Below are 16,940 nucleotides of genomic sequence, written 5' to 3' on the forward strand. Positions count from 1 at the left end.
GGAGTTTCCCATGACCGCTTCCCTGCCCACCGCGTACGCCGAGGACGCCAGCGGCGCCCGTCCGCTGCATGTGCTCACTGCCGCGGGCTACGAGGCCTGGCTGGCCTCGCAGCCCGAGGCCACGCGGGCCTGGCTGCAGGCGCAGCAGTTCAAGGCCGGCGCCGGGACGCACGCGCTGCTGCCGGGCGAGGGCGGCGTGGCCGGCGCGGCGATCGGCATCGGCGATCCGCTCGATGCCTATTCCTATGCGCACGCTCCCACGGCCCTGCCCGAAGGCGCCTGGGCGCCGGCCGGCGACCTGTCCGCCGAACATCTCGCCACGCTGCAGCTCGGCTGGGGCCTGGGCGCCTACCGCTTCGCCCGCTACAAGTCCGGCGGGCGCGCACCGGCGCGGCTGGCGCTGGCGGCGCTCGATCCGCTGCAGGGCCACGTGCTCGAGGCCTGCGTGCGCGTGCGCGACCTGGTCAACACGCCGACCGAGGACATGGGCCCGGAACAGCTCGAAGCCGAGGTGCGCGCGCTGGCGCAGGCGCATGGCGCGCGCTTCGAGAGCATCGTCGGCGACGAGCTGCTGGCGAAGAACTTCCCCGCGATCCATGCAGTGGGCCGCGCCTCGCACCGCGCGCCGCGCCTGCTGCGCCTGGACCACGGCGACGATGCGCATCCGCACCTGGTCGTGGTCGGCAAGGGCGTGTGCTTCGACACCGGCGGCCTCGACATCAAGCCCGCCGACGGCATGCGCAACATGAAGAAGGACATGGGCGGCGCCGCGCACGCGATCGCGCTGGCGGGCCTGCTGATGGCCAGCGGGCTGAAGCTGCGCCTGACCCTGCTGGTGCCGGCGGTGGAGAACGCGATCGGCCCCAACGCCTACCGCCCCGGCGAAGTGATCGCCACGCGCAAGGGCGTGAGCGTGGAGATCGACAACACCGACGCCGAAGGCCGCATCGTGCTGTGCGACGCGCTGGCGCTGGCCGGTGAACTCTCGCCGGCGTTGATCCTCGACTTCGCCACGCTCACCGGTGCCGCCCGCATCGCGCTGGGCCCCGACCTGCCGGCGCTGTTCGCCAACGACGACGCGCTGGCCGGCGACTGGCTGTCGGCGGGCGAGCGCATGCGCGATCCGGTGTGGCGCATGCCGCTGTGGCGCCCCTACCTGCGCTACCTGACCAGCCACATCGCCGACATGGCCAACGCCGGCTCGCGCATGGCCGGCGCGGTTACCGCCGCGCTGTACCTGGAGCGCTTCGTCCCCGAGGGCACGCCCTGGGCGCATCTGGACGTCTACGCCTGGAACGACAGCGCGCGCCCGGGCCGCCCCGCCGGCGGCGAGGCGCTGGGCCTGCGCGCGGCGTTCGAGATGCTGCGCGCGCGCTACGCCGGCTGATCGCCGCGCGCCAGGGCGGCGGCACCGCCGGCCGGGGCGCCCGTAGCATCGTCGTACGCCAGCGGGCAAGACACGGCCGCGCGCCGCTGCCGCGAGCCGTGCCGTCCCTTCGAAGGCGGCCGATCAGCGCAGCCAGCCGCGCGCCGAGGCGCGCCGTGCGTAGAGCCACAGGGCCAGTGCCACCACCCCCCACAGCACCAGGGGCAGGACGGCGCCGGACGCGCCGGTCAGCGCCCAGACCGGGGTGGTGAGGTAGACCGCCACGAACTGCACCACCAGCGCCAGCAGCGACACCAGCAGCAGGGGCACCGCGACGCGGCGACGCAGCAGCATCGCCAGCATGCCGGCGACGCCGCCGAGGGTCGCGACTCCGAACGGCAGCATGATCCAGCGTGGCATCGCCCGGGTGATCTCGCGTTCGGCCTCGGGCAGGGCAGAGATCGCTTCGGGCGTGATCGTCAGGTTGAGCCAGAACATGGCCACCCCATAGAGGTTCCACAGCAGGCCCAGCACCGCAACGATCCAGAACGAGAGGGGGACCGAACGCGACATGGCGGCGATTCCGGATGGTGGTGGGCGGAGTCTGGTCCGCGCCGCGGGGCCTGCCATGTGCCCTGCAGCCGGGCGCTACAGCCAGCCCTTCTCGCGCGCCAGGCGATAGGCCTCGATGCGGTTGCCCACGCCGAGCTTGCCGATCGCCTCGGACAGGTAGTTGCGCACCGTGCCGTGGGAAAGGCCGAGCTGGGCGGCGATCTCGGTCGCGCTCATCCCTTCGCCCGCCAGCCGCAACACCTTGCGCTCGCGTTCGCTGAGCGGATCGGCTTCGCTCCAGGCCTCGAGCGCCAGCTGCGGATCGATCGCGCGGCCGCCGCGATGGACCTGGCGCAGCGCGTCGGCCAGCTGCTCGGCCGGCGCGTCCTTGAGCAGGTAGCCCGACACGCCGGCGTCGAGCGCACGGCGCAGGAAGCCGCCGCGGGCGAAGGTGGTGACGATCACCACCCGCACGGGCAGCTCCTGGCGCTGGATGCGCTGCGCCAGCTCCAGGCCGGTGAGGCCGGGCATCTCGATGTCGGTGACCAGGATGTCGGGCGCGAGCCGCTGCAGCTCGCGCCAGGCGGATTCGCCGTCGCCGACGCCGCCCACCACTTCGATGTCCGGCTCCATGCCGAGCAGGGCGGCGAGCGCGCCGCGCAGCATGGCCTGGTCCTCGGCGAGCAGGATGCGGATCACGGGACAGCGGAACGCGTGGGCATGGCGGAACGGTAGCAGGTCGCACGCCTGCCCCGCGCGCTAGGCAGGCGCGTCGTCGTTCGCGGCCAGCGGCACGCGCGCCTCGAGGGTGGTGCCGCCGCCTGCGCCGGCGGCGATGCGCAGCCGGCCGCGCAGGCCTTCGATGCGCTCGCGCATGCCGCACAGCCCGTTGCCCGGCACGATCGCGCCGCCGCGGCCGTCGTCGGCGATGCGCAGCACGGCCTCGCCGTCCTCCATGCCGAAGCTGGCTTCGGCGCGGCGCGCCTGCGCGTGACGCTGGATGTTGGTGGCGGCCTCGCGCACGGTCATCGCCAGCGCGCTTTCCACGCCGGCGGGCAGGACGCCGCTGCTGAAGCCGTCCTCGAAGCGGTACTCGAAGGCGATGCCGTCGGTCTCCAGCAGCAGGCGCGCCGAGGCCAGTTCGGCGGCGATGCCTGCGGCACGGATGCCGCTCACCGCGCGGCGCACCTGCGACAGCGCCTCGCGCGCGACGCGGCTGACCTCGTCGATCTCGTGGCGCGCGGCGGCCGGGTCGCGCTCGACCAGGCGGCCGGCCAGGTCGGATTTGAGCGCCACCATCGACAGGGTGTGGCCGAGCAGGTCGTGCAGGTCGCGGCCGATGCGCTCGCGCTCGGCCAGCGACGCCAGCCGGCGGACCTCGTCGTGCGACAGGCGCAGCGCCGCGTCGCGCTCCTGGTTGAGGCGGTCGACCGTGACCAGCACCCCGACGATCGCGGTCACGGTGGGCATCCACACCAGTGCCTGCCAGGGATAGCCGATGGACAGCGCGTAGCCGAGCAGCAGGGCGTTGAGCACCACCAGGACGCCGAGATAGCCGAGCAGGGCGCGGCCGCGCCGCGGCTGCAGCATCACGCAGCCGAACACGAAGTAGCTCAGGCCCGAGGGATACCAGCGCAGCAGCACCATGCACAGCACGACCATGCCCAGCGCGCAGGCATAGGCCCGGCGCGGGGCGGAGAACACGCTGCCGGTGTACAGCGCCAGGAACACCGGGTAGGAGAGGGCGGTGATCAGCGCGTAGCGCGCGGAGTAGCCGAACACGCCGCCTGCGAAGGCAGGGGTGATGAACACCCACACCGACCACACCAGGTGGATCATCGGCAACCACGGCGAGCGTCCCGCGCGCTGTTCCTGCGCGGCGATCGACCCCGGTGCCGGCCGGATCCAGTGCAAAGCCTGTTTCAGTGCCACCCTGCGATCTCCTGCCGGACTCCGTGGAGCGCCCCCGTGCCGATCATGGCACGGGGACGCGGGCGCCGCGCCGTGTCGACATCAGCGCAGTTCGACCTGGTCGAGGATGAACTCGAAGCGGCCGTGCGGCTGGCCGGCGGTGAAGGCGATGCCGCGCACGCGGGCGAGGTCGCCCCCGGCGAATCCCGACAGCGGCAGGCGCACTTCCTGCCAACCGGCACCGGCGACGAAGGTCTGCACGCTGGGCATGCCCTGTGCCGATGCGCCGGAGAACAGCATCGCGTTGTAGCTGCGCCCGTCGCCGCGCACCCGGAACACCAGCTCGCCGCGGCCGGACAGGTCCACCGCCTGCATCGGCTGCGCGGCCGGGAAGAACATCACGCCCGCCCAGGGAAAGGCGAATCCCGGCCGCACCTCGCCGGCCACGCGCAGCGCACCGGGCGAGCCGCCGGCCCCGCTGGCGACGAGGGCGTGTTCCACGTCCGACCCGCCACCGGCCATGCGGTCGGTGGTCGCCTGCCAGTTGCCGAAGGTCGCGTCGATGCGCCCGCCGTCGAAGTCGCTGACCACGGTGGCCTCGGGGGCCGGCGCCGGTGCGGGCCCGGCTGCTTCGATCGCGCGCGCCACGCGGTGGCCGTTCTTCCAGACCGCCTCGATCGCGCGGGTGGCGCGGATGTCGTCGAGCGGATTGCCCGCCACCAGCACCAGGTCGGCGCGCATGCCGGGGGCGATGCGGCCGCGCTCGGCCAGGCCGAAGCGCTGCGCCGGGCGCGAGGTGGCGGCGGCCAGCGCCTGCGCCGGCGTGAGCCCGGCGCGGACCAGCAACTCGAGTTCGTGGTGCAGGCTCGCGCCGTGGGCGGTGCCGGGGTTGGGCGCATCGCTGCCGGCGAGGATCTCGACGCCGGCGGCGTGCATGCGGCGCACGCTCTCGATCGCCTGCTCCAGCCGCGCGGGGTGCGGGGGGCCGAAGTCGCGTTCCAGCGTGCCCGTCTGCTCGACCGTCAGCAATGGCTGCAGGCGCGGATCCTGCGCCAGCGCCTTGCCCTCGCCGCTGCCGGCCATCGAGGCGACCACGGACAGGGTCGGCGTGACGAAGGCATCGCGCGCGCGCAGGGCCTCGACCAGGCCGTCATCGGCGACCGTGTCGGTGAATACGTGCACCAGGCCGTCGGCCCCGGCATCCACCACCATCCGTGCGTCGGCCAGGGTGGCGACATGCGCAACCGCGAGGCGCTCGCGCGCATGGGCCGCCGCGACCACCGCGGCAACCTGCTGTCCGGACAGCGTCGGCAGCCGCTGCGCCGTGCCGTAGGCGCTGAGGTCCTCGACGATGAGCTTGATGAAGTCGTCGCCCTCGGCGACGCGCGCGGCGATGAAGGCATCGATGTCGGTGCCGGCGTCCACGGTCGGCACGGAAAAGCCGTACTGGGTGCCGTGGCCGCCGGGCGCGGTGATCGCGAAGCCGGCGGCCCACAGGTCGGCCTGGCCGCTGTCGGCGACCGATTCGCGTGCGCTGCGCAGCGCGGGCAGTCGCGCGGCATCGCCGTGCATGTCCAGCGCGCTGGTGACGCCGAACCGCGCCATGTCGCGCTGGGCGTCGCCCCAGGCGTGGACATGGGCGTCGACCAGGCCCGGCAGCAGGGTGTGGCCGCGGCCATCGATGCGGGCGACCCCTGCCGGCGCCGCGACCCCGGCGCCCACCGCGGCGATGCGGCCGTCCTGTACCAGCACGTCGGCGATGCCGAGGTCGCGCTCGCCGTCGAACACGCGCGCGCCGTGAATCAGGACGCCATCGCTGGCGGGCGCCGCAGTCGCCGCATCGCCGGGATGCGGCTGCAGCGCCACGGCCAGGCCGGCGGTGGCGACGAGCGCGGCCAGGCAGGCCGGTGCGGTCCATTTCATGGGAACTCCTTCTTGTCGCCGGCAGGGATCGTCAGTCGGCGGCCGCGAGCCGGCGCCGCGCGAGCACGAAGAACACGCCGGCCACCACCGCCAGCACCAGCGCGTGCAGCCATGCCGGTCCGCCGTCGTCGTGGCCCACCACTTTCTGCGCGAGCTGCGCGAGGTGGTAGGCCGGCCATGCGGGACCGAGGCGCGCGAGCCAGTCGGGCAGCATCGACAGCGGCAGCCACAGCCCCGACAGGAAGGCCATCGGCAGGTACAGTACGTTGAGCACGACCGGCGCCGCGTTGCCGCTGACCGTACTGCCCACCCACAGGCCGATCGCCGCGAAAGGCAGCACGCCGGCCACGTTGACCGCCAGCAGGCCCAACCACTGCCCCGGTGCCAGCCGCACGCCGGCCAGGCCCGCCGCCAGCACCGCCAGCAGCAGCGAAATCAGCAGGGCGAACAGCGCCGCCATCGCCATGCGCGCCAGCAGCAGCGCACCGGGCGGCGTGGGCAGGGCACGGCGCAGCCGCAGGTAGCCGCGGTCGCGGTCGGTCGCGATGCTGACGCCGAAGCCGAACATGGCCGCGCCGATCACGCCGAACACGCCGTAGCTGGCCAGCAGGTACTGCGCGGCGCCGGCATTGCCGCGATTGAGCAGCACGCCGAACAGCACGTAGAACAGCGCCGGGAACACGATGACCGGAATGCAGAACGCCGGCTCGCGCAACATGCGCAGCAATTCGCAGCGCGCTTCCAGGGCATAGGCGCGCCAGGCGCGCGAAGCGGGCAGGGCATTGGCGTTCATCAGGCGGCCTCGCGGGTGGATGCGTTGGTGAGCGCGAGAAAGGCCTCGGCCAGGCCCGCGCGATGGATCTCCAGGTCCGACAGCTGCGGGTCGGCCTCGAGCAGGCGGCGCAGCACCGGCTCGGCCGGCTCGGCGACGATGCGCAGGGTGCCGCCTTCGCGCGTCGCTCCATGCACCCCCGGCCACTGCGCCACGACCGCCTCGGCCACGTTCGACACGCAGCGGATGCGCCGCAGCGAGACGCGCGCGCGGATCTCGTCGACGCTGCCTTCGGCCAGCAGCCGGCCGCGGTCGATCACCGCCACGCGGTCCGACAGCGCCTCGGCCTCTTCCAGGTAGTGCGTGGTCAGCAGCACCGCGCAGCCCTCGGCCACGCGGCTGCGCACCGCGGCCCACAGCGCCTGGCGCGCGGCGACGTCCAGGCCCGTCGTCGGTTCGTCCAGGAACAGCAGGCGCGGGCGGCCGCAGATCGCCAGCGCGAACTGCAGCCGGCGCTGCTGCCCGCCGGACAAGGCGCCGTAGCGACGATCGAGCAGGCCGTCCAGGCCGGCGAGCGCGACGCATTCGTCCAGCGCCAGCGGATCGGGGTAGTTGCTGCGCACCAGCGCCAGCATCTCGCCGGCGGTGAGCCGCTCGGGAATTCCGGCCTGCTGCAGCATCGTCCCGCACTGCCGGCGCACGGCATCGGAGCCCGGCGCGCCGCCGAGCACGCTGACCTCGCCCGCGTCGGCGGCCAGCAGGCCCAGCAGCAGTCCGACCGCGGTGCTCTTGCCTGCGCCGTTGGCGCCGAGCAGCGACGTCACCTGGCCGGCATGCAGGCCGAGGTCGAGCCGGTCGAGCGCGAGCCGGTCGCCGTAGCGCTTGCTGGCGCCGCGCAGCTGGGCAAGGGGAAAGCGTCGGTCCATCCGCAGGACTCCATGGTGGGACGATGGCGAGTCTGGTCGGCGGTGCGCCCCTGCGGTACCGCGCCTCGTCAGGCCAAGCGCATGACAGCTGTCAGCAGTGGACGGCGGGCGCAACGGCTAGGCTGTCCGACGTCGCCAGCGCTGCCGGGTCACAATGGCCGCCGGTCCCCGTCCTGTCCTTCGATGAATACAAACGCCGACCTGCTCAGGGAACTCCGCATCGACCGCTCGCCCGGCCCGCCGCCTTCGCGCAAGGGGCTGTGGATCGCGCTGGGCGTCATTTTCGCCGTCGCCGTGCTGGCGCTGGCCGGCTGGTGGCTGTTCGCCCGCGACCGCGCCGTACCGGTGCGCACGGCAACGGCAGTGTCGCTGGCGGCCGGCAATGCGCCGGCGTCCGTGCTCGATGCCTCCGGCTACGTGGTGGCGCGACGCATGGCCACGGTCTCGGCCAAGATCACCGGCCGCGTGCGCGAGGTGCGCATCGAGGAAGGCATGCGGGTGGAGGAAGGCCAGGTCATGGCCACGCTCGATCCGATCGACGCCGATGCGCAGCGCGCGCTGTCGGCCTCGCAGCTGGCGGCCGCGCGCAGCGAGATCGCGCGCGTGCAGGCGCAGCTTGCCGAGGCCGAGGCCAATGCCCGGCGCCTGCAGGCGCTGGTCGGCCAGCAGCTGGTGTCCAGGGCGCAGGTCGACCAGGCCGTCGCCACCCGCGACGCGCTGCGCGCGCAGCTGGAAAGCGCGCGCCGCAACGCCCAGGTGGCCGGCGACAGCCTGCGCATCTCCGATATCGGCGTGGACAACACCGTGGTGCGGGCGCCGTTCTCCGGCGTGGTGATCGCCAAGGCCGCGCAGCCGGGCGAGATCGTTTCGCCGCTGTCGGCCGGCGGCGGGTTCACCCGCACCGGCATCGGCACCATCGTCGACATGGATTCGCTCGAGGTCGAGGTCGACGTCGGCGAGGCCTACATCGGCCGCGTGCAGCCGAAGATGCCGGTCGAGGCCACGCTCAATTCGTATCCGGACTGGAAGATCCCGGCCGAGGTGATCGCGATCATCCCCACCGCCGACCGCGGCAAGGCCACGGTCAAGGTGCGCGTGGCGCTCAAGGAAAAGGACGCGCGCATCGTGCCGGACATGGGCGTGACCGTGAGCTTCCTGGAGAAGGCGCCGGCGCAGGGTGCCGAGCCCAGGCGCGGGGTGCGCGTGCCGGCCGCCGCGGTGGTGCAGCGCGACGGCGCCGACGCGGTGTTCGTGGTCGCCGGCGAAACGGCCGAACTGCGCAAGGTCGAGGCGGGCGGCAAGCTGGGCGACGACCGCGAGGTGCTGTCGGGCCTGGCGCCGGGCGAGACCGTGGTGGTCGATCCCCCGGCGGAGCTGGCCCACGACGCAACGGTGACCACCGCCACGAAGTAGGCATTGCAGGACCTGCCGCCCGCGGGCGGCAGGCTGGCGCGGCGGACAGGTGCCGCCGCATGACGCCGGGACCTCCCGGCCACCACACACAGAGGCAAGCCATGGCATCCCTGGTATCGATCCGCAGCCTGACCAAGACCTACCAGCGCGGCCCCGAGAAGGTGGAGGTGCTGCACGGCATCGACCTGGACATCGAGCAGGGCGACTTCGTCGCGCTGATGGGACCGTCGGGCTCGGGCAAGACCACCCTGCTCAACCTGATCGGCGGACTCGACTCGCCGACCTCGGGCAGCATCGAGGTCGACGGCCAGCGCATCGACCAGCTCGGCGGCGGCCAGCTATCGCACTGGCGCAGCCAGAACGTCGGCTACGTGTTCCAGTTCTACAACCTGATGCCGGCGCTCACCGCGCAGAAGAACGTCGAGCTGCCGCTGCTGCTCACCAGGCTCGGCGCGGCCCAGCGCAAGCGCAATGCGCAGATCGCGCTGCAGCTGGTGGGCCTGGCCGACCGCGTCTCGCACAAGCCCACCGAACTGTCGGGCGGCCAGCAGCAGCGCGTGGCGATCGCGCGCGCGATCGTCTCCGACCCCAAGCTGCTGATCTGCGACGAACCCACCGGCGATCTCGACCGCCAGTCGGCCGAGGACATCCTGGGCCTGCTGCAGACGCTCAACCGCGAGCACGGCAAGACCATCGTGATGGTCACCCACGATCCCAAGGCGGCCGAATACGCCAGCCACACCCTGCACCTGGACAAGGGCAGCCTGGTCGAACGCCAGGCGCACGCCGCCTGATCCGGCGATGGACGCCGCGCCCGCCCCGGCGCGCGGCACCGGCACGAGACGTGTAGAGGACATCGCGCGATGAAATACTTCCACCTGATCTGGGCGGCGCTGTTCCGGCGCAAGGCCCGCACCTTCCTCACCCTGGCCTCGATCCTGGCGGCGTTCCTGCTGTTCGGCATGCTCGACGGCATCCGCTCGACCTTCGCCGAGCTCGGCCAGAACGCCGACGGCGCGCAGCGCCTGCAGACCACTTCGCGCCTGTCGATGGTCGAGACCCTGCCGCTGGCGCTGGAGCCGCGCATCCGCCAGGTCGACAACATCGAGGCGGTGACCTGGGCGAACTGGTTCGGCGGCGTCTACCAGAACCCGCGCAACCAGCTGTTCACCTTCGCGGTGGCGCCCAACTACCTCGAGCTGTATCCCGAGATCGAGGTCGAGCCGGCGCAGCTGGAGAAGTGGAAGGCCACCCGCAACGGCATCCTCGTCGGCCAGCAGATGATGACGCGCTTCGGCTGGGAGGTCGGGCAGACGGTCCCGCTGCAGTCGAACATCTTCCCCAACAGCGACGGCACCCTGAACTGGGCGTTCGAGATCGCCGGCGTGCTGCGCGCGCGCGACGGCAAGAACGCCGGCTTCACCGAGGCGCTGATCCTGATGCACTACGCCTACTTCGAGGAAGCCACGCCCTACGTGGACGACAACGTGGGCTGGTACGTCAGCCGCGTGTCCGACGTGAACCGCAGCGACGCGGCGGCCAAGGCCATCGATGCGCTGTCGCAGAACTCGCCGCACGAGACGCGGACGATGAACGAGCAGGCGGCGATGGCGGCGCAGCTCAAGCAGATGGCCGACATCGGGCTGATCGTCGGATCGATCATGGGCGCGGTGTTCTTCACCCTGCTGCTGCTCACCGGCAACACCATGGCCCAGGCCGTGCGCGAGCGCACCTCGGAACTGGCGGTGCTCAAGACCATCGGATTCACCAGCCACAGCGTGCTGGCGATGGTGCTGGCCGAGTCGGTGCTGCTGGTGCTGATCGGCGGCGTGCTGGGTCTCGGCCTGGCCGCGGTGCTCGGCCCGGTGGTCGGCGCGGTCAGCGGTGGCGCGATCAGCCTGCCGCCGATCGGCTGGCGCAGCTGGGTCCTGGGCCTGGGCCTGATGGCGGCGATCGGCCTGCTGGTCGGCGCACTGCCGGCGCTGCGCGCGATGCGCCTGAACATCGTCGATGCGCTGGCCGGCCGCTAGCACCGGATGCAACCCGCGGCGCACCTGCGCCGCGCACGGACTGATGAGGACATGCGGATGAACGCTGTGAAGAAACTGCTGCGCGGCCTGTTGCTGTGCGTGGTGCTGGTGGCCTTCCTCGCGCTCTGGATCATGCTGCCCTGGCAGGGGCTGCTGGCGGTCGCGCTGGCACTGGCGCTGTGGATGGGGCTGACCCGCGGCGGCCGCCAGGCCGCCTCGGTGACCTGGGTGGGCGTGGGCACGCTGCGCCAGCGCCTGGGGGCGTCGTCGGTGGTGGTGATCGGCATCGCCGGCGTGGTCGGCGTGCTGGTCGCGCTGCTGGCGATGGCCGAGGGCTATCGCCACACCCTGGCCAGCAGCGGCAGCGAGGACACCGCGATCGTGCTGCGCGGCGGTTCCTCGGCCGAACTGATGTCGGTGCTGGCCCGCGACGCGATCACCACCATCGAGCGCGCGCCGGAGATCGCCCGCGACGCGGAGGGGCGGCCGCTGGCCTCGGCCGAGATCGTGGTCTCGGCCAACGTGACCCGCCGCGACGGCGAGGAGGGCGCCGTCACCCTGCGCGGCGTCGGCGACATGGCCTGGGCGGTGCGGCCCGGCCTGCGCCTGGTGGAAGGCCGCCGCTTCGAGACCGGGCGCCGCGAACTGGTGGTCGGCCGCGGCGCGCACCGCCAGTTCGCCGGCATGGACGTAGGCAGCGAGCTGCGCCTGGGCAACCAGGTCTGGACCGTGGTCGGCGTGTTCGAATCCAGCGACGCCGTGGCCTCGGAGATGTGGGCCGACGCCGAAGTGGTGGCCGCGGCCTACCGTCGCGGCAGCAGCCGCGCCTCGGTGTTCGCCCGGCTGACCTCGCCCGACGCGTTCAACGCCTTCAAAGCCACGCTGGCGGCCGACCCGCGCCTGCAGGTGGAGGCCAATACGACGCTGGAGTACTTCAGCAGGCAGTCCGAGCAGCTGACCACGGTGCTGCGCTGGATCGGCATCGTGGTCGGTTCGATCATGGCGATCGGCGCGGTGTTCGGCGCGCTCAACACCATGTTCGCCACGGTCGCCGCGCGCGCGCGCGAAATCGCCACGCTGCGCGCGATCGGTTTCCGCGGCCTGCCGGTGGTAGTGGCGGTGATGCTCGAGACCATGCTGCTGGCCCTGCTCGGCGGCCTGGTCGGCGGATTGCTGGCCTGGCTGATCTTCAACGGCTACACCGCCTCCACCCTGGCCGGCGGCGTGGCGAGCCTGAGCTTCGAGTTCCGCGTCTCGCCGCAGCTGCTGTGGGAGGGACTGAAATGGGCGCTGGCGATCGGCTTCGTCGGCGGCCTGTTCCCGGCACTGCGCGCGGCCACGCTGCCGGTGACGGACGCGCTGCGGGCGATGTAGGCCGGCCGAGGCGCGTGGACGCCCGCCTCCACGCCTGACGACGTACCAGCCGACCGCATCGCTCTGCTCCTTCCCCCGCGTGCGGGGGAAGGTCGGGATGGGGGCGCGCCGAAGGCGCGGAGGGATCGAAGCCGCCGCTTGCCCCCACCCCAACCCTCCCCCGCAAGCAGGGGAGGGAGCACGAGGCAAGCACTGCTCTGCCCCTTCCCCCGGGTGCGGGGGAAGGCCGGGATGGGGGCGCGCCGAAGGCGCGGAGGGATCGAAGCCGCCGCTTGCCCCCACCCCAACCCTCCCCCGCAAGCGGGAGAGGGAGCGCAGGGCCCGCACTGCTCTGCTCCTTCCCGGCGTGCAGGGGAGGGAGCACAAGGCCTGTCCCGCTCTGCTCCTTCCCCCGCGTGCGGGGGAAGGCCGGGATGGGGGCGCGCGGAAGGCGCGGAAGGATCGAGGCCGCCGCCTGGCCCCACTCATCCCTCACTCGCAAGCGGGGAGTGAGCACGAGGCCCGCACTGCTCTGCTCCTTCCCCCGCGTGCGGGGGAAGGCCGGGATGGGGGCGCGCCGAAGGCGCGGAGGGACCGAGGCCGCCGTTTGCCCCCACCCCAACCCTCCCCCGCAAGCGGGGGGGAGCCTTGGCGCATCGCAGCTCCGCTGCCTTCCGTTGATTGAGCCGGAGCCGCGAAGGATCCCGCGCGGCTTACGCCAGCAAACCCGCCTCGCGCAGCGCTGCTTCCACTGCGGGCTGGTTGGCCGCGTCCAGTCCGGTCAGCGGCAGCCGCAGCGTGCCGCGGCATCGGCCGAGCCGCGCCAGCGCCCATTTCACCGGGATCGGATTGGCCTCGACGAACAGGTCGCGGTGCAGCGGCAGCAGCCGCAGCTGGATCGCCATCGCGGTGGCGATGTCGCCGGCCATCGCCGCGACGCAGAGGTCGTGCATCTGCCTGGGCGCGAGGTTGGCGGTCACGCTGACGTTGCCGTCGCCGCCGCACAGCATCAGGGCCACCGCGGTGGCATCGTCGCCCGAGTACACGCGGAAACCCGCGGGACGTTCGCGCAGCAGCCACTGCGCGCGCTCGAGATTGCCGGTGGCCTCCTTGATGCCGGCGACGCCCGGCACCTGCGCCAGGCGCAGCACGGTGGCGTGCTGCAGGTCGGCGGCCGAGCGTCCGGGCACGTTGTACAGCACGATCGGCAGGTCGCCCGTGGACTCGGCGATGGCGCGGAAGTGCAGGTACATGCCTTCCTGGCCGGGCTTGTTGTAGTAGGGCACCACCTGCAGCTGGCTGTCGGCGCCGACCTTGCGCGCGTACTCGGCCAGGGCGATCGCCTCGCGCGTGGAATTGCCGCCGCAGCCGGCCATCACCGGCACGCGGCCGGCCGCCTGCTCGACCGCGACGCGGATGATTTCGCAGTGCTCGTCGACATCGACCGTGGGCGATTCGCCGGTGGTGCCGACCACGCCGATGCAGTCGGTGCCTTCGGCGACATGCCAGTCGACCAGGGCGCGCAGCGCGTCGTAGTCGACGCTGCCGTCCTCGTGCATGGGCGTGACGAGCGCGACGATGCTGCCGCGCGGAAGGGCGGGGGAAGGCGTCATGGCCAGGCGTGCGTGGGGAGTCGCGGCATTATGCCGATGCGGGCCGTGCTGTTCGACGCTGACGTTTGCAACCGTTCCGGTGCCTGCCTACGCCTGCTGCGCGACGATCCGGCGCCGCGCGGCGCGCACGCCGTCGAGCGCGAAGATCGCCAGGCCCGCCCAGATGAAGGCGAAGCCGGCCGCGCGGTCGGCGCCGAAGGGTTCGCCGAAGAAGAACACGCCCAGCAGCAGCTGCAGCGTCGGACCCAGGTACTGCAGCAGCCCGACCACGCTCAGCGGCACGCGCCGCACCGCGTAGGCGAAGAAGATCAGCGGGATCGCGGTCAGCGCGCCCCCCAGCACCAGCAGCACGTCGGTCCAGCCGCCCCAGCGCAGCGAGAAGAATCCGCCGTCGCCGCCGAGTTCGATCCACGCCAGCAGCGCCAGCGCCGGCACGAACATGAACATGTTCTCGACCCCGAGCCCGCGCACCGCTTCCACCGCCGCGAACTTGCGGATCACCCCGTACAGCGCGAACGAGCCGGCCAGGCACAGCGCGATCCACGGGAAGCTGCCGTAGCGCGCGGTCAGCCACGCCACGCCGCAGCCGGCCAGCGCCACCGCCGCCCATTGCGGCCGCGACAGGCGCTCGTGCAGGAACGCCACGCCGATCAGCACGTTGAGCAGCGGGTTGATGAAATAGCCCAGGCTGGCCTCGATCACGTGGCCGGCGTTGACCGCCCACACGTACAGGCCCCAGTTGAACGCGATCAGCGTGCCCGACAGCGCCAGCATGCCGGCCAGGCGCGGCTGCGCGACCACGGCGCGGAACCAGCCGCGGCCCTCGCGCAGGGTCAGCCAGGCCGCGACCAGCACCGCGCACCAGATCGCGCGGTGCAGGACGATCTGCAGCGACGGCACCGCGCGCAGCAGGTGCCAGTACAGCGGCATCAGCCCCCAGATCACGAAGGCGCCGACCGCGATCCACAGGCCGCGGCGGTCGAGTGCGACCGGGCTCATGCGCGTTCTTCCGCCGGCACCGGCGCCGGGGCGCGTTTCGCCCTGGCCAGGCTGATCGCCACCACCCCGGACAGCACCACCGCCATCGCGCCGATGTCGTGCATGCCGAAGCGTTCGCCGGCCAGCCAGGCGCCGAGCAGCACCGCGATTACCGGGTTGACGTAGGCATAGCTGCCGGCCAGCGCGGGCCGCACGTGGTGCAGCAGCCAGATGTAGGCGCTGAAGCCGACCAGCGACCCGATGCTGGCGAGGTAGCCGACCGACAGCAGGCCGCGCGCGTCGGGCCAGCCGTCGAAGCGCTCGCCCAGCGCCAGGCCCACCACCAGCATCGCCACGCCGCCGCAGAGCATCTGCGCGGCCGCGCCCATGAACGGACTGGGCAGGTCGCGGCCGCGGCTCCACACCGAGCCGTAGGCCCAGGACACCGCCGCCACCAGCAGGGCGACCAGGCCCAGCGGCGTCGCGGTCAGGCTGCTGCCGGCGTTGAGCCAGGCCACGCCGGCGAAGCCGACGGCGAGACCAAGCCATTCCACGCGCCGCGGGCGCTCGCCGCGCAGCGCGGCGAACAGCGCCATCCACAGCGGCATCGACGCCACCGCCACCGCGGCCAGGCCGGAGGACACCGTCTGTTCCGCGATGCACACCAGGCCGTTGCCGACCGCGAGCAGCAGCAGGCCGACGAAGGCGGTGTTGCGCCACTGCAGGCGCGTGGGCGCGGACGTGCCGCGCAGGCGCAGCACCGTGTACAGGAAGGCGCCGGCGACGATAAAGCGCACGCCGCCCATCAGCAGCGGCGGCCAGCCGCCTTCGAGGGCGAAACGGATCGCGAGATAGGTCGAGCCCCACACCAGGTACACCGCCGACAGCGCCAGGGCGATGGCGAGCGTGGATGCGGGCATGGGGCCGACCGGTGCAGGGGAAGCGCGCATCGGCAACCGGGGGGAGGGCCGCGCGGAAGGCGCGGCGGGCGCCCATTCTACGGCCGCGTGCCGTTCCATCGATGGAACGGCCGGGGCGGGCACGCTGGCGAATCGCGCCGCTACATCAACAGCGCCGCGCGCAGCGGCGCGGCATCGTCCCAGCGGTCGCGTCCGCCCAGCGGCACCAGTTCCACCAGCACGTCGGCGCCGATCACCTGCGCGCCCTGGCGGCGCAGCAGTTCGGTGGCTGCGCGCAGGGTGCCGCCGGTGGCGAGCACGTCGTCGACCACCAGCACGCGCGCGCCGGCCGGCACCGCGTCGACGTGGACTTCGAGCCGGTCACTGCCGTACTCGAGCCGGTAGCCCTGCGACAGCGTCCGGCCGGGCAGCTTGCCCGGCTTGCGCACCGGCACGAAGCCGCAGCGCAGCTCCAGCGCAAGCGCCGCGCCGAGGATGAAGCCGCGCGACTCGATGCCGGCCACCGCATCGGGTGGCGTCGCGCGCCAGGGCGCGGCCATGGCCGCCACCGCCGCGGCGAAGGCGGCCGGATCGGCCAGCACCGGGGTGATGTCGCGGAACATGATCCCGGGCTTGGGAAAGTCGGGCACGTCGCGGATCAGGGCGGACCAGTCGGACACGGGGCGGTTCCAGCGGCAGGGAAGGGCATGCTAACCCCGGCTGCCGCGCCCGGTGCCTTCGCGCTATCGTGGCGCCCCACGCCAACACCGGGAACGAACCGCATGCGCCTGCTGCCGCCCACCCTGCTGCTGATCCTCGCCGCCGGCGCCAGCCAGGCGGCCACCCCCTACGGCAAGCCGATGCCCGCGGGAGAGGCGGTGCCGGTCTCGACCGCGCTCGGCGATTTCCAAGCGCATGCCGGACGCCCGATGCGGTTCAGCGGGCGCATCACCGAGGTCTGCCAGGCCAAGGGCTGCTGGATGATGCTCGAGGACGACGGCAAGGCCGCGCGGGTGATGTTCGGCGACCACGACTTCGCCATTCCCGGCGACACGACCGGCAACGCCGTGGTGCACGGCGTGCTGACCCGCAAGCAGCTGACGCCCGCGCAGGTCGAACATCTGGCCTCCGACAGCGCCAGTGGCGTCGCCGCGCCGGTGGAGTACCGCATCACCGCCGACGGCATCGAGGTCGCGTCCTGAGC

The 16,940-nt window shown here is 72.8% G+C and carries 16 protein-coding genes; 6 read left to right on the plus strand and 10 right to left on the minus strand.

From position 1 onward, the window contains the following. The first annotated feature begins 10 nt into the window (after window positions 1–10). Window positions 11–1,387, plus strand: coding sequence for a leucyl aminopeptidase family protein (locus tag ACFQ2D_RS07245; RefSeq protein WP_280943164.1), 1,377 nt, complete (start codon window positions 11–13; stop codon window positions 1,385–1,387). A gap of 123 nt (window positions 1,388–1,510) precedes the next feature. Here ACFQ2D_RS07245 and ACFQ2D_RS07250 read toward each other — a convergent pair whose 3' ends face one another. From ACFQ2D_RS07250 to ACFQ2D_RS07275, 6 genes are all read right to left on the minus strand, one after another. Beyond that, complete coding sequence (locus ACFQ2D_RS07250; protein WP_280943165.1) at window positions 1,511–1,939, minus strand: hypothetical protein; 429 nt, start codon at window positions 1,937–1,939, stop codon at window positions 1,511–1,513. Window positions 1,940–2,014: 75 nt separating this feature from the next. Beyond that, window positions 2,015–2,617: a response regulator transcription factor gene (locus ACFQ2D_RS07255; RefSeq protein WP_280943166.1), complete on the minus strand. Its 603-nt coding sequence runs from the start codon at window positions 2,615–2,617 to the stop codon at window positions 2,015–2,017. Between the two features lie 60 nt (window positions 2,618–2,677). After that, entirely contained in the window at window positions 2,678–3,850 is a 1,173-nt protein-coding gene (locus ACFQ2D_RS07260) for a sensor histidine kinase (protein WP_280943167.1), read from the minus strand. An 81-nt stretch (window positions 3,851–3,931) separates the two neighbouring features. Then, a complete protein-coding gene (locus ACFQ2D_RS07265; protein ID WP_280943168.1) occupies window positions 3,932–5,752 on the minus strand; it encodes a CIA30 family protein in 1,821 nt (606 codons plus the stop codon). Window positions 5,753–5,783: 31 nt separating this feature from the next. Then, complete coding sequence (locus ACFQ2D_RS07270) at window positions 5,784–6,545, minus strand: ABC transporter permease (RefSeq protein WP_280943169.1); 762 nt, start codon at window positions 6,543–6,545, stop codon at window positions 5,784–5,786. Further along, window positions 6,545–7,450 (minus strand): ABC transporter ATP-binding protein, encoded by a 906-nt coding sequence (locus ACFQ2D_RS07275; protein ID WP_280943170.1) that lies wholly within the window; start codon window positions 7,448–7,450, stop codon window positions 6,545–6,547. The genes ACFQ2D_RS07270 and ACFQ2D_RS07275 overlap by 1 nt, the downstream gene beginning before the upstream one ends. Window positions 7,451–7,633: 183 nt before the next feature. Here ACFQ2D_RS07275 and ACFQ2D_RS07280 point away from each other — a divergent pair, with 183 nt between their 5' ends. The 4 genes from ACFQ2D_RS07280 to ACFQ2D_RS07295 all read left to right on the plus strand — a co-directional run bounded on the left by ACFQ2D_RS07280 (window position 7,634) and on the right by ACFQ2D_RS07295 (window position 12,267). Beyond that, window positions 7,634–8,863: an efflux RND transporter periplasmic adaptor subunit gene (locus ACFQ2D_RS07280; RefSeq protein WP_280943171.1), complete on the plus strand. Its 1,230-nt coding sequence runs from the start codon at window positions 7,634–7,636 to the stop codon at window positions 8,861–8,863. A 101-nt stretch (window positions 8,864–8,964) separates the two neighbouring features. Next, window positions 8,965–9,657 carry an ABC transporter ATP-binding protein gene (locus ACFQ2D_RS07285; protein ID WP_280943172.1) on the plus strand — a complete coding sequence of 231 codons (693 nt, stop codon included), beginning with the start codon at window positions 8,965–8,967 and terminating at the stop codon, window positions 9,655–9,657. A gap of 69 nt (window positions 9,658–9,726) precedes the next feature. Beyond that, a complete protein-coding gene (locus ACFQ2D_RS07290; RefSeq protein WP_280943173.1) occupies window positions 9,727–10,893 on the plus strand; it encodes an ABC transporter permease in 1,167 nt (388 codons plus the stop codon). A gap of 57 nt (window positions 10,894–10,950) precedes the next feature. Continuing rightward, window positions 10,951–12,267, plus strand: a complete 1,317-nt coding sequence (locus ACFQ2D_RS07295; RefSeq protein WP_280943174.1) for an ABC transporter permease — start codon at window positions 10,951–10,953, stop codon at window positions 12,265–12,267. 692 nt (window positions 12,268–12,959) lie between these two features. Here the strand turns inward: ACFQ2D_RS07295 and dapA are convergent. The 4 genes from dapA to ACFQ2D_RS07315 form a co-directional block, all read right to left on the minus strand. Then, on the minus strand, window positions 12,960–13,859 hold the full coding sequence (gene dapA / locus ACFQ2D_RS07300) for a 4-hydroxy-tetrahydrodipicolinate synthase (RefSeq protein WP_280943175.1): 900 nt from the start codon (window positions 13,857–13,859) through the stop codon (window positions 12,960–12,962). An 87-nt stretch (window positions 13,860–13,946) separates the two neighbouring features. Beyond that, window positions 13,947–14,858, minus strand: a complete 912-nt coding sequence (rarD, locus tag ACFQ2D_RS07305) for an EamA family transporter RarD (protein ID WP_280943176.1) — start codon at window positions 14,856–14,858, stop codon at window positions 13,947–13,949. Beyond that, entirely contained in the window at window positions 14,855–15,787 is a 933-nt protein-coding gene (gene yedA, locus ACFQ2D_RS07310; protein ID WP_386795574.1) for a drug/metabolite exporter YedA, read from the minus strand. The genes rarD and yedA overlap by 4 nt, the downstream gene beginning before the upstream one ends. A 110-nt stretch (window positions 15,788–15,897) precedes the next feature. Beyond that, on the minus strand, window positions 15,898–16,416 hold the full coding sequence (locus ACFQ2D_RS07315; RefSeq protein ID WP_280943178.1) for an adenine phosphoribosyltransferase: 519 nt from the start codon (window positions 16,414–16,416) through the stop codon (window positions 15,898–15,900). A gap of 102 nt (window positions 16,417–16,518) precedes the next feature. On the opposite strand from ACFQ2D_RS07315, the gene ACFQ2D_RS07320 reads away from it, so the two are divergent. Next, window positions 16,519–16,938 carry a DUF4920 domain-containing protein gene (locus tag ACFQ2D_RS07320; RefSeq protein ID WP_280943179.1) on the plus strand — a complete coding sequence of 140 codons (420 nt, stop codon included), beginning with the start codon at window positions 16,519–16,521 and terminating at the stop codon, window positions 16,936–16,938. The last annotated feature ends 2 nt before the right edge of the window (window positions 16,939–16,940 follow it).

The sequence above is a fragment of the Luteimonas composti genome, assembly GCF_042678665.1.
Lineage (GTDB): Bacteria > Pseudomonadota > Gammaproteobacteria > Xanthomonadales > Xanthomonadaceae > Luteimonas > Luteimonas composti.